The organism is Acetobacter papayae (assembly GCF_047721125.1).
Lineage (GTDB): Bacteria > Pseudomonadota > Alphaproteobacteria > Acetobacterales > Acetobacteraceae > Acetobacter > Acetobacter papayae.
Genome location: NZ_JBDNWF010000052.1, coordinates 1 through 13018 on the forward strand (window position 1 = coordinate 1; position 13018 = coordinate 13018).

Genomic DNA, 13018 nt, shown 5'->3' on the forward strand with positions numbered 1-13018 from the left:
CCACCACATGCAGCACCCGCCCCGTGCGGGTGCTGCATGTGGTGGTGGCAGGCGATATCGGCGGGGCCGAACGGCTGCTGATCGACCTTGCGACCCGCCCGGAGCAGACCGGGGCCACCCACGCCCTTGCCCTGTTCACCCCTAACCCACGGCTGCGTGCGCTGTTCCGCGATGCCGGGCTGCGGATACACGATCACGGCCCCTCCGCGCTGCACCCGCTGGCCTATCTGTGGCGCTCCTTCGGCCCTGTTGATATGCGCTGGATTGCCCGCGCCATCCGGGCCGAGCAGGCCGATCTTGTGCATGTGCACACCTATGCCTCGCATATTCCCGGTGTGCGGGCGGCCAAGCTATGTGGTGTGCCGGTTCTGCGAACCGAGCACGGGCTGCACCATTATACCGACCCAAGCTGCGCGCTGTTCCGCCGTTGGGCGCTGCGCAATACCGATATGGTTGTATGCGTGAGCGATTATGTACGCCGCTTTGTGGCCAAGCACGCCCCCTCCATGGTGCCGCGCCTGCGTGTTGCCCGTAATGGCGTGGATCAGCATTATTTTACCCCTGCTCCTTTCCCGCCTGACAGCCCTTTCACCTTTGGCATTACCTGTCGGCTTGAAGCCTGGAAGCAGGTTGATCTGGTCATTCGCGCCATGGCGCACCTGCCGGACTGCCATCTGGTCGTAACCGGTGATGGCAGCCAGCGCCCGGCACTGGAACAACTCGCACGCACGCTGGGTATAACGGAGCGGGTGCGCTTCCTTGGCTATCTGCCCGACCCCAGAACAGCCACCGCACAGGTGCATGCCAGTGTCAGCGCCTCACGCGATGAACCGCTGGGCCTGACCATTCTTGAAGCCATGGCCATGGGCCGCCCGGTTGTGGCCTTTGCAAGCGGCGGCGTACCGGAAATCGTACAGCCGGGCATTACAGGCTGGTTGGCCCCGCCACAGAGCGAAAACGGACTGGTAGCCGCCATGCGCGAGGCCAGCCGCTCACCCGCCATGGCACACACCATGGGCGCGCAGGCCCGGGCCTTTATTGAGCAATCATGCTCGATCGAGACCATGTGCCAGCACTATGCCGATGCCTATGCAACCCTCGTACCCGCCCGCGCGCGTGAACAGGCTGGCTGACCATGCTGCGCGTGCAGGACATTGAAAAAACCGTCAACGGCAAGCGAATCATCAAGAACATCAGCCTGCATGTCGGGCATGGTGAAATTGTCGGCCTGCTTGGCCCCAACGGTGCGGGCAAATCCACCACCTTCCGCCTGCTGACGGGTATCCTCCAGCCCGATGCGGGTACGGTCACACTCAATGGTGTGGATGTCACGCGCATGCCGTTTCACCTGCGCGCGCAGTATGGTCTGGCTTACCTGCCGCAAACCTCTTTTCTGCCGCGCACGCTCTCCGTGCAGAAAACGCTCGATCTGGTGCTGGAAACCCGCCCGGCCTCGCGCAAGGAGCGGGCGGCAAAACGCGATGCGTTGCTGGAAGAATTCAGCCTTGAGACCGTACGCCATCGCCGCACGGCACTGCTCTCGGGCGGGCAGAGACGCCGGTGCGAAATTGCGGTCTGCATGGCGTGCGACCCCGTCATTGCCCTGTTTGATGAACCTTTCGCCGGGGTAGACCCGCTCAATACCGGCACGGTTACGGGCCTGCTGCGCCATCTGACGGATAAGGGCCTGTCCGTACTCATTACCGACCACAGCGCCATGGATATTCTGCGGCTGGTGGACCGTGCCTATGTTGTGGAATCCGGCCGGGTTCTGGCCGAGGGCGACCCGACCACACTCTCGCGAGACCCCGACGTGCGCCGTGTTTATCTGGGCGAGGGAAACACGCTGTGACTCACGCTGCCTCCCGCCTGACCCGTTTCAGAAACTGGCTCAAAACCCTGTATGTACGCCAGTTCCTGCGCTCGGTGCTGCTACAGGCAGCCATGGCCATGGGCGTGATCGAAGCCATTTTTCTGGCTGAGCGCGTTCCCATGATTTTCCGTGATGTCATTCACAACCATGTATCGGTGCTGGATACGGGGCTGATTTTCCTGCTCAGCGCCCCGCAGATTCTCGACCTCGCCCTGCCGCTGGTGCTGACGGTGGCGGTCTATCGCACCGTGCTGACCATGCGCGAAAGCCGCGAACTACTGGTGCTATGCGCCAGTGGCCAGAGCCCGTTTTCATGTATGAAGCCGCTTGGCCTGGTTACCGTGGTAGCTCTGATCTGCTCTATCACCTCATCTGGTCTGATCAATCCCGCCGCCCTTTACAGCCAGCGGCTTGTTCTGTTCAACGCGACCTATCACTACCTGATCACCCCTTCGCCCCAGAGCCAGCTTTTTCTCTCACAAAAGCGCACGCTCTATATTCCAAGCCGTGTTGCGGCCGACCACACACAGCCTACCCCTACCGGGCATGAAGCCCTGTTCATTCATGAACCTGTGGACAAAACGCATTTCCGCATCATTCAGGCTGAAGGGCTGCACGCCACGGGTTTTGCCCCCGAGAAGCTGCTGGCCGTCAATCTGAGCCAGATGCTTTCGCGTATCTTCACCATTACCGACACATCCGGGGCAGAAACCCCCTGCTGTGACGATGCACAGGACAATGTCACGGCAGACAAGGTTTACAAGGCCCTGTCGCTGGACGACATCATACCCTTTGCCCCCCGCGATGCCGATGGCGCGGAACTGACGCTACCGGAACTGTATTTTCCCAATATCAAGAAAATCGAGCGCCCTGCAGCAACCCGCCTCGCTATGGAGCGCCTTGCCCGCGCGCTGCTCTGCCTGCTGGCACCACTGGTGGCACTTGTCGCACTCAGCCAGACAACCCAGCGCAACAGCGCCCTGCCCCTTCCTGCGGGCTGTCTTTTGCTCATGAGCTGCAATGTTGTCACCCAATGGTTCATGGGGTTTGTCATCCCCCATGGCGTATGGGTTTCCACCGCCGCCATGCTGGGCTGCACCGCGCTGATAAGCGGTCTGCTGCTACTACAGCTCCGCGCCACCAGCAGCCGCCTGCTGCTGCCACAACTCTTCCGGGCGTGAGCGCATCATGACCACTCCTTCTGCTCCCCCCTTGTCCGATACGCCGCGCAAGCGCTTCCGTCTGGCGCCATTCGGCCTGTTCACCCGCTTTATCCTTGTGGCGTATCTGCGTAACGTCGCCATTATCGCCAGCGTGCTGCTATCTGTTGCCCTGACCATAGACCTGTGGCCACAGATGAACGCGGTCATGAACGCAGGCGGGCACGGGGCCGCACGCAACCTGCTGGTGTTCTGCCTGCTGCGTATACCGGGGCTTATGGCCCCGCTCATGCCGTTCACGACCTTTCTGGCTGTCTGGCTGACGGAAATGGCCCATACCCGTTCGGGTGAGCGGCTGTTCGTATCCAATGCGGGGCGCTCGCCGCTCAAAAGCCTCTGCCCTGTGCTGCTGCTGGGGCTGCTGGTTGGCCCTGCCACCTTCGTTCTGGATGGCTGCCTTGGGCCTGCGGCCATAACCGAGCAGATGCGCGAGCACATCGGCCGCGATGCCCAGCGCCTTGACCGTAGCCAGACCAGCGGCACAATCTGGATTGAAAGTCGCAAGGGGCTTATCTCAACCCGTATCGCCTACGGGCCGCCCGCAATCCTGCATGATCTGAGCTTCTATCGCTTCGATAGCAATTTCCAGCTTGTGGAAATCGATATGGCGCCGATCGCGCGGTATGATGCCGCATCTGACCAGTGGCACCTGCTCAAGCCCAGCACATGGAAGGGTGATGCCTTCTCCCCCACGCAGGTCACGCCGGTGCCTGATGCGGAAATCACCCGCGACCTTGGCATTTTTCCGCAATGGCTGAGCGTATACGGGATCGAGGTACAGTATCTCCCCATTCACACGTTGCGCACTCTTGCCCGCCATGGGGGCGAAGGGTATGACGCAGCCCCTTACAAAACACGGCTGGCCTCGCTTTACGCCGCCTTTGTGCTGCCCGGCGCCATGGCCCTGCTAGCTTATGTGCTGAGTGCGGCGCTTATTCCCTATACCGTAACTGCCAGCAGGGCGGGCCGCGTTCTGGCATGGGGATATGGCGCGCATGCCACGACACGCGTATGCGTGCTGCTGGGGCAGACAGCCGTTATCCCAGCATGGCTTGCAGGCGGCTTCGTGCCCTGTACTGCGCTGGCTGTTGCCGCCTATACATTATGGAAAACGGAACGCGCGGCCTGATATTGCCGCGCTGCTTTGCCTTGTTGTTAAAGCCAATGGGCCAGAGCTAGCGCTTCTGGTCCACCAGTTTCTGATACAGGGCAAAAAGCCTGTCGAAATGCCTGTCGATGTCGCCCACCTGCAAACCGGCCTCATACGCGGCGGCTGACAGGGCCTTACGGTCACGTGCCGCAAAACGTACAATGGCCCGCGCGGCATCCTGCGCATCGCCCGGCTTGTAGGTTTCGGCATAGGCCGGACGGGCAAGATCGCCCGCGCCACCAGCAGCTGGCACAATCAGCGGTGTACCGGAACACAAAGCCTCTGCCACCACAAACCCGAAGGTTTCCGCCGTAGAACCATGGAACAGCGCATCGGCACTGGCCATCATACGGGCAAGCCTGACACGGTCTGTTTCCGCACCAGCAATATGGACATGGGGCAGGCCCACCGCCAGCTTGCGCACTTTGGCATGCTGCAAGCCATCACCAATGACATACAGGCCAACAGGCTGGCCCTTTGGCACCATGCTCAGGGCACGCATCAGCATAGGGACACGTTTTTCCGGGTGATGCCGCCCCACCGTCACCAGCAGGGTGGCGCTACTATCCAGCCCACAGGCCGCCAGCATGGACGTGCGCAGGGACTCATCACGCAGGTCAGGACTGAATTCCCCGCCCCGGATGCCAAACGGCACAACCTCGATCCGCTCCAGTCCCTGCCGGGCAAAACGGTCGGCCAGCCACTGGCCCGCCACCACACAGCAGTCATAGGAAGCATCAAGCCGGCGCAGATAGCGCCAGAACCAACCAAAAAAACCATCAATGGTTTTCTCGGACAAAAAACCGCCCAGCAGGGTCTGTGGGTATACCGCAACCGGGTCCGCATGCATGAACAAGGCGCGGGGTGCCTTACCCTGCCACTGCCCGGCAAGCCAGCCGCCCCGCCAAGGGGATGACCCCTCCAGCATATCGGGGTTTTCCTGATCCAGCACACGCCAGACCGGCTCGGCCTTCCAGAACATACGGTAACGCGGGTCTGCGGGCATGGCGGGGCTTTTAACCCAGACAATACGCCCGCCGGGCCTTGGCTCCACCCTGTCTTCAGGGCCGGGTGCGATCACCACCAGCGTATGGCCCAGCCTTTCCGCTGCGCGGAACTTGGCCTCTACGTAGGTTTTTACACCCCCGCCCTGCGGGGCGTAAAACTCCGAAACATCGGCAATTTTCACGCCTTGGTTCCGTCAACCAGCTTGCGGTAACGGTTCAGCAGCATTTCCATGGGCACAGACCATGAAAAGCTCAGACTCCGCTCACGCGCCGCCAGCCCCATGCGATGCCGCAGTTCCGGGTCTTCCAGCAGGCGCTTTACATAGGTGGTGAAGCTATCGGCATCACGCGGCGTGGCCAGAAAGCCGGTTTCGCCATCTACCACCAGCGACTGGCTACCGGGCGCACTGGCGCAGACACAAGGCAGGCCCGCAGCCATGGCCTCCAGCGTCACATTGCCGAATGTTTCCGTATCACTGGGGAAAACGAAAATATCGCCCGAAGCATAAGCCCGGGCCAATTCCTCGCCCTGCAATGTGCCGGTAAAGATAGTATCCGGGCAGGCCTGCTCGAGCATCTGCCGCTCGGGGCCATCCCCCACCACGAGGCTGCGGAACGGCACGCCCTGCGCCTTGAGCCGGGTAAACACGCCAGCCAGTGTTGCCAACTGCTTCTCGCGCACCAGACGTGAGACAAACAGCACAACCACTTCATCCGGCCCGATACCGAGTGACTCACGCCACGCCTGCGAACGCTGGGCCGGGCTGAACAGATCAGCATCAACGCCGCGCTGCCACAGGATAAAGTTATCGTGCTGCCCGCCCTGACGGAGTTCATCAATCATGGACTGCGTAGGGACGTAAACTTCCTTGCAGGTGGCATAATACGAGCTGAGGTAGTTTTTCAGCAGCCGCGTGAAAAGATTGGCCACCCCGTAATACTCAAGGTATTTTTCGTAGCAGGTATGGTACGAGGCCACGAGCGGCACACCAAGCCTGCGGGCCATGCGCAGGGTAGAGTAACCCAGCCAGTCCGGTGCCAGCGCCACATGAATAATATCGGGCTTGAAAGCCTCGATTTCCGCCTGCGGCAGGCTAAAGGCCAGCCGGTAATCAGACCTGCCCGGCAAAGGGATGGACGGCACGGGCACAATCTGCCCATGGTGCTGGAAAGCTTGTTTCTTCTTGTTAACCGGCGTGAAGACACGAACCTCCACGCCCGCTTTTTCCAAATGCTCCACCAGACGATTCAACGTCAGGGCAACACCATCGCGGATGTAATTGTAGGAACTGGCGACGATAGCCACGCGCATCCGCCGTCCGTTCGGCAGAAGGCCGGGCTCACCAGCAAAGGTAAACGCCTTCGACGTTTTGGACGCCTTCAAGATACCACTTCTACCCTCGACATCCACATTATACGATGCGACCTGCATATTAACGTCTGTTCAAGCTCCCTAACAGAAATTCATCATTTTCAGGTTTGCCGCTTGTGGCACAAAACCGCATCCTGAGGAATATAAAATTGTTTTTGTCTCTTTGACGGATCAATAACTTAGTACCCTGAGCATCCTCCCTGAAATGCTTTTAAATCAATCCACAACCCGCAGACTGCATGCCGCGCAGTATGCCCAAATATAACAACTTCAACCTGTCAAATTTTATTACAGTCTTTTCCAATCCTTATTCCGCGTTGACAGACTGACCCATTTTCAGGAGAAAACACCATGATCCTGAACAGCCCTACCGCGACCAGAATTTTCCAGGTCATCAAGCAAATATTTCTCTATGTATTTCCGCTGATATTCATCACGCTTATTGGCTTAAAACTTAAGAAAATCGGCTGGCACGCCCTTATCCATGCCCTTCCGACCAACCCGGTTTTTTACGCACTCCAGATCCCGGCTTTCTTTCTTCTGCCCCTGACAGAAAAAATGATCTTCAGGCTGCTTCTCGGTGCGGAAAACTCGGTCCCTCTCGTCATTCTGTTCCGCAAGCGGGTCCTGAATACCAATGTGCTGGAATATTCAGGAGAGACCTACCTCTATAACTGGATGACCAAAAATCGGGCGGTCACGCGTTCGCAGCTCTTCCATGCCGTCAAGGACTCTGCCCTGCTGTCCGGCGTTGCGGGGTTTGTTGTTTTTCTGGCTGTCGCACTTTACCTGCTGCTGTCTTCACCCGCCATTAGCGGTATTATTGCCCAGAATATGAAGCTGGCGACAATTCTGGTTATTCTTCTGCCTGTTATCCCGGCTCTTTTCTTCCTTAACTCTGGCAGAAAAGAGGGTAGCTTTTCAAAACAACAACTAGCCGGTGTTTTCTTTATTCATCTTTTCCGCTCAGCATCTGCTCTCACGCTGGATATGCTGATCATTTTTTGCGCGTCTTCTCTCTATTCATTCTATCTGTCATTTGAAATTGTTGCTCTGCGCCTTTTCATAACGCGCATTCCCTTTCTTCCATCCAAAGATCTTGTTTTTGTCTGGCTGGGGATCAGTGCTGCCAAGGTTCTAAATGTACCGCAGGCTGGGCTGGCAACTGTGCTCATGATCATGACCAGCCTGCAACAGATACTGGATTACCTGCTGATCGGTCTGCCATGGCTGGTGGAATATATCTGGCAGACCCGTCTGGGTAAGAAAAAAAACGAGGGCTAAGCTTCTCCCCCTGCCCCAGCGTTCAACAAAGCCAAGGCGCCCAAAAACCCTCATGCCACTGGGCAAGGAACGCGCCTTGCCCGTCTTACCCTGACTGACCGCAGGAAGGGTATCCAACAACGCCCAAATGTTACGCCCCACCCTGTAGCGCAAGCACGCCATCGCGCTTGCGGGCCGGTTCCTGTTTCTGGGCAGAGGCCTGAAAATCCTCCAGCCGGAACGCCGACAGGAAACCACGCAACTGGCTGGCCTGCCCGGCCATGTTAGTGCTGGCAGCAGATGTCTGCTCAACCATCGCGGCATTCTGGCGTGTGCCCTGATCAATGGTCGCAACCGCATTATTGACATCCTGCAAAGCGGAGGCCTGTTCTTTCGTCGCGGTGGCAATCGCTTTCAGATGATCGCTGATTTCCGACACGCTACCAATAATGGTATCGATCGCACTCCCAGCCTCTTCCATGATAGTCACACCGGTCGTCACCTGCTCGCGCGATGTGCTGACAAGGGTTCGCACCTCTTTCGAAGCTTCTCCCGCACGCCCGGCCAGCCCACGAATTTCCTGCGCCAGAACTGTAAAGCCCTTACCTGCATCGCCCGCACGCGCGGCTTCCACCGCAGCGTTAAGCGCCAACAGATTGGTTTGCGAGGCAATGGATTCCATCACCTGTGTAATGTCACTGATAGCCGCCGAAGACCGGGCAATTTCTCCCATGACCTCGGTTGCCTTTCTGGTCATTATCCCAAACTGTTCGGTAATGGCCTGACAGTTCTTGATAAACGTATTGGCATCTGAAACGCGGTCAGCCGTAGACGTAACCGTGGCCGTAATTTCTTCAATCGCCGCTGCGGTTTTTTCAACGGAAGAGGCCTGCCGCTCCGTCCGTTTTTCCATATCCTGCACGGCACTACTGATTTCACTAGCCGAAATATCAATGATGCCGGTTGTTTCTATCGCGACTTTCAGCGTTTCACGCAGGGAGGTAATCGCGGCATTCAGGTCGTCACGCAACGGAATATAGGCATCCGGCAGTGCATCCTTCATGCCACTGGACAGATTGCGCTCGGCAATATCCTTGATAACCGTGCCGAACCGGCTGCAAACAAACCGCTGCTCTTTCTGGATTGCTTCATCCCGCGCTTTCTGGCGTGCTTTCTCCGCTTCATCCAGATACACGGAAATGGTCAGATCCATTTCCAGAAACACGGCTTTGACCAGACTACCCAGAACATCCCCCAAAGACTGGGCAACCATTTCCTTACCCTTCGAAAACAATCCTGTTTTCAAAAGCATGTCCTTGATAATGGCATGGATGAGATGGTCCATGACAACAGCATAGCCACCGATATACCACCGTGGCTCCAGCCCGATTTTGGCATGCACGGTGCCAATGGCATTAACCTTGGCGGCATAGGCCTGATCAAACCTTGCGGATGAAATGCTCTTCCAGTGTTCCTGCTGGTCCGCTTTCGCATGGGCAATATGATTTTCAGATGAGAAAAAAGCCCGTGTCTCGTCAGTCTTGCGCACCTGTTCGCAAAAACCATCGAGTGCTTTAGGCAGTTCCCGATCAATAATTTCCTTTATGGACCTGATCGACGTACAATCAGCATCGGTCAGATCCATGAAAGCCTGACGGCTTTTCAGCCCGGAAAATTCATTGTCGTTCTTCTTGCCCTGCAGAGGGTAGCTGATCGCGTTCATGTCTACTCCGTCACTGTGCCCGTCACATGAGAATTTCGAGAAATAACCGCCGGGGATGGGTTCTGCCTCTGGTCCAACCTCTACGGGCCGGGTGCTGTCGTTTTCCAGAATGGTAAATGCGATTTCATCCACTCGAAAAAATCCGAAGGGGACATCGGTTTTGAGAACAAATACCCCTGCATGATATCGCATCCCATCTGGGAGAGCAGAGCCTGCTGTGCGTGTTCTTCCACGCCTTCCGTCACGACATTAACACCCAGTCTTTTGCCGATATTAATAGCCGCATCGGTAATAATAAGCGCACTCACCTCCCGGTCGAGTTGCATGACAAAGCTACGGTCAATCTTGATTTCGGTCAGGGGCAACAGCGCCAATCGGGACAGAGAGGAAAACCCGGTTCCAAAATCATCGAGAGAAAGACCAACACCAATTTTTCTGATGGCATTAAGCGTATTCATGATTTCAGCGTTCTGCTGAATCATGACACCTTCCGTAATCTCGATCGTTATCCGTTCCGCCGCGATAGCATGTCGCTTCAGAAGCCCTTCAATATAAAAAGGGAGGTCTGATGAGCGCAAATGGGCTGCTGAAATATTGACGCTGACAACAGGAAGCCTGACACCCTGCCTATCCCACTCGGCCAGCTGCCAGCAGGCTTTTTCGAGCGACCATCTGTCAATGCTTTCTATCTGTCCTGTCTGCTCCGCAATTCCAATAAAAACAGCAGGGGAAATGCTACCCAGTGCAGGGTTGCTCCAGCGTGCCAGCGCTTCAGCACCACAGATTTGACCAGTCGTGCAACTGATCTGTGGCTGGTAATGCAGTTCCAGTTCCGCGTTCTGAATAGCACTCCGCAAGGCGGACCCAATGATAACTCTTGAGCGAATATCATCGCTTTCCATATCGCTCTGTAAGAGAAAGCCACCACGCGCGGTCTTTTTAGCCTCTCGCATGGCGGCTTCTGCATGGGCCAGAAGCTGTTCCACATCGCTTCCGTGTTCTGGATACAGGCTGATCCCGATACTGAACCCCAGAAACAGTTCATGCTCCTTGACAAGAACCGGCCCCTGTATGGTCATGGCCAGGCTTTCCGCAAAAGCGCTGGCCAAAGCCCGATTGGCGTCAGGAATAATAACAACGAAATCATCGCCACCAAGACGGCCGATCACAAAATTACTGCGACACTGCTCCTGCAGCCGCTGCGCCATATTCTGCAGCAGAATATCGCCCTGATCATACCCCATCAGGTTATTGATATCCTGAAACAGGTCGACATCCAGAACCAGCAGAGCAAACGGTGCTTGTGGTCGCTCTTCCGTCATTTTTCGTAGAATGACAGAGATTGAGCTTCGGTTCAGCAATCCAGTCAAAGTGTCGTAACGATCGAGCCGGTTAAGCCGTTCTGATGTTTTGCCGCGTTCAATAATGGCGGCACAGGATGGCAGGCAGCCTGAAACAATTTTTTGTGGCCAGTTCGCCATCTTATCCCGATTACGGGAATAAAGAGCAAAAATACCGATTAGTTCACCATGTGCATTACAGACTGCTGAGGCCCAGCAATCCTGTAATTCGGCATCCTGCATGGGTGCCTGCCCGCCTTTCCATACAATGCTCTTGGCCTCTTCCGGGGTATGGGTCAGGGCGTCTATGTCGCCATCTGTCAGGGTAGTTCGCATCAGCATCGAAATCTTGCGCCGGGGGAGCCCCTCGCCAGAGAGAATTTCTAGGTTTCTCCCCGATGTGACCTGCAGCAGTGTTACGATACTGTTTGGCACCAGCGCTTCTACCGCAGCACACAGCATATCCGCGATATCCTGCTCCGTTGCGGCACTGGCAAGCTGGGAGAAAACATCACTTTGCAGGTCCAACAGCTTCCTTCGGTGACTTTCTTCCGTTACCCCTTTCAGGAAGGCCATGTAGTAACGTCGGCGCCCTGGCTCCAGAACAGCGGTGGAAATCGACATTTCCGCCGCAACGTAATCACCATTGCTCCGTGTAAACACCACCTCTCGAGACGTGCCTACAATACGATTAACACCAGTCTGCTTATTCCGCTCAATGTAACCATCATGCTGAGCCTTGTGTTCCCAAGGAACAAGACAGTTTACATTCTGACCAAGCACCTGATCTGCCGAATAGCCCCACAAATTTTCCGCTGCCGTGTTGAAAAATATAATCTTGTTATGATCATCAATAATAACAACGCCATCAGCTGCTTGCCGAAGCATTGAAAAATACAAATCTACCGCGTTGGAATTTGAATATTTCATAACAGACACAACATGTCCTCTATACGATCTATTTTGAATTAAAAACTATTACTTAACGTTTTTAACAAAATCTTCACAACTGAAATCAGTGAGCCACAAGGATTCTTAGCACTTTTACAGTACACACCCTCATTGTTTACATATCGTTATGAAGAAATACAGACACTTAAAAAATGCCACCCTCTACCAGAGGCCCGGCTTCCAAAATAGTTTTGATCCAACGGATGCTTTCAGAACAAAAATATTTAGGTCTTTCACCCCTTACCAAGAGTGATTCCACTGACCTCATTCCGTGATCCACAAACATCAGTATCGACGCACTTCCCCTCTGGAAGCACCACGAAGCGGAGATGGCCTATGAGGATAAGCAGCCAAGCGATCCATGCTCTGAAAGCACCTGCTTCAACGTATTTTCGAAGACAGTCTTCAAGAAATCCAAATCTTGTTTTTTGGCATATAAAGCTTCAGCGCCAGAAAACCGTCTTTTACAAATTCCCGTTGCCTCAAAAGGCGTAATTTTTGTGTAAAATCATTAAAGCATCTGCATAAAATATATGATGCAAAAGACAAAGAAACTAAAAAATAGTGAAAGTAATAGAAAAATTATGATGTATTTGTGGTAAATAAATAATAGGAGGTTTGGAAAATGGCAAAAGTTACAACTTTTGCAACTAACGTCACATAGTGGCAGAGTATGTATTATGATTTAATTTCATAGACTTACATGCCTATTAAATATTTGAATTACAGAAATTCAAATATTTTCATTATGACTTCTGGAGCTATCTACCGTTAATTCCTAACCGTCATAGTCACGCCAGAAACTATAACGCCACCGCAAGAAGCGGAAAATCACTTAGCCTTTGCAGGCTTCATTGCCAGAGAGCATGAAGATAAAAAATATCTTGCCCCTCACAGTGGAGACAAAATAAGCAGTTATAGCCTATCGCAACTACTAGCAGAACACCGATATATAAGGTTATCCCACAGGTATTAACCTGCGATATTTACTGCTGTGCAAAAATATGGGAATTTATTTCTAAGGAAAGTTTCATTTGAAACATATTGATACAATTATGTTTCTAGCCTTCAGGTTATGAGCCTGACGAGCTACCGGGCTGCTCCACCCCGCGGTGGTGG

9 protein-coding genes are annotated in these 13018 nt (G+C 54.9%); 5 read left to right on the plus strand and 4 right to left on the minus strand.

Annotation, left to right across the window (positions count from 1 at the left end):
• From ABF757_RS11630 to ABF757_RS11645, 4 genes are all read left to right on the plus strand, one after another.
• Positions 1 to 1133: glycosyltransferase family 4 protein (locus ABF757_RS11630; RefSeq protein ID WP_415482490.1), on the plus strand; the 1133-nt coding region annotated here is incomplete at its 5' end.
• A 2-nt stretch (positions 1134 to 1135) separates the two neighbouring features.
• The gene (gene lptB, locus ABF757_RS11635; RefSeq protein WP_025861576.1) at positions 1136 to 1852 is read left to right on the plus strand and encodes an LPS export ABC transporter ATP-binding protein; all 717 of its coding nucleotides are present in this window, start codon (positions 1136 to 1138) and stop codon (positions 1850 to 1852) included.
• Positions 1849 to 3054, plus strand: a complete 1206-nt coding sequence (locus tag ABF757_RS11640; protein WP_025861575.1) for an LptF/LptG family permease — start codon at positions 1849 to 1851, stop codon at positions 3052 to 3054. The genes lptB and ABF757_RS11640 overlap by 4 nt, the downstream gene beginning before the upstream one ends.
• Before the next feature lie 7 nt (positions 3055 to 3061).
• Positions 3062 to 4222 carry an LptF/LptG family permease gene (locus ABF757_RS11645; RefSeq protein WP_415482492.1) on the plus strand — a complete coding sequence of 387 codons (1161 nt, stop codon included), beginning with the start codon at positions 3062 to 3064 and terminating at the stop codon, positions 4220 to 4222.
• A 46-nt stretch (positions 4223 to 4268) separates the two neighbouring features.
• Here the strand turns inward: ABF757_RS11645 and ABF757_RS11650 are convergent, their stop codons facing one another.
• Both ABF757_RS11650 and ABF757_RS11655 read right to left on the minus strand, forming a co-directional pair.
• The gene (locus ABF757_RS11650; RefSeq protein ID WP_415482493.1) at positions 4269 to 5432 is read right to left on the minus strand and encodes a glycosyltransferase; all 1164 of its coding nucleotides are present in this window, start codon (positions 5430 to 5432) and stop codon (positions 4269 to 4271) included.
• Positions 5429 to 6634, minus strand: coding sequence for a glycosyltransferase family 4 protein (locus ABF757_RS11655; protein ID WP_415482494.1), 1206 nt, complete (start codon positions 6632 to 6634; stop codon positions 5429 to 5431). Before ABF757_RS11655 ends, ABF757_RS11650 begins: the two co-directional genes overlap by 4 nt.
• A gap of 339 nt (positions 6635 to 6973) precedes the next feature.
• On the opposite strand from ABF757_RS11655, the gene ABF757_RS11660 reads away from it, so the two are divergent.
• Complete coding sequence (locus ABF757_RS11660) at positions 6974 to 7906, plus strand: hypothetical protein (protein ID WP_415482495.1); 933 nt, start codon at positions 6974 to 6976, stop codon at positions 7904 to 7906.
• A 130-nt stretch (positions 7907 to 8036) separates the two neighbouring features.
• Here ABF757_RS11660 and ABF757_RS11665 read toward each other — a convergent pair whose 3' ends face one another.
• Together ABF757_RS11665 and ABF757_RS11670 are read right to left on the minus strand one after the other, a co-directional pair.
• Complete coding sequence (locus ABF757_RS11665) at positions 8037 to 9608, minus strand: methyl-accepting chemotaxis protein (RefSeq protein ID WP_415482496.1); 1572 nt, start codon at positions 9606 to 9608, stop codon at positions 8037 to 8039.
• Between the two features lie 80 nt (positions 9609 to 9688).
• Positions 9689 to 11836, minus strand: a complete 2148-nt coding sequence (locus ABF757_RS11670) for a sensor domain-containing protein (RefSeq protein WP_415482497.1) — start codon at positions 11834 to 11836, stop codon at positions 9689 to 9691.
• Between the last annotated feature and the right edge of the window lie 1182 nt (positions 11837 to 13018).

Coding starts and splice junctions, on each gene's coding strand:
- lptB (WP_025861576.1), top strand. CDS start 1,136: ATGCTGCGCGTGCAGGACATTGAAAAAACCGTCAACGGCAAGCGAATC.
- ABF757_RS11645 (WP_415482492.1), top strand. CDS start 3,062: ATGACCACTCCTTCTGCTCCCCCCTTGTCCGATACGCCGCGCAAGCGC.
- ABF757_RS11660 (WP_415482495.1), top strand. CDS start 6,974: ATGATCCTGAACAGCCCTACCGCGACCAGAATTTTCCAGGTCATCAAG.
- ABF757_RS11665 (WP_415482496.1), bottom strand. CDS start 9,608: ATGAACGCGATCAGCTACCCTCTGCAGGGCAAGAAGAACGACAATGAA.
- ABF757_RS11670 (WP_415482497.1), bottom strand. CDS start 11,836: ATGCTTCGGCAAGCAGCTGATGGCGTTGTTATTATTGATGATCATAAC.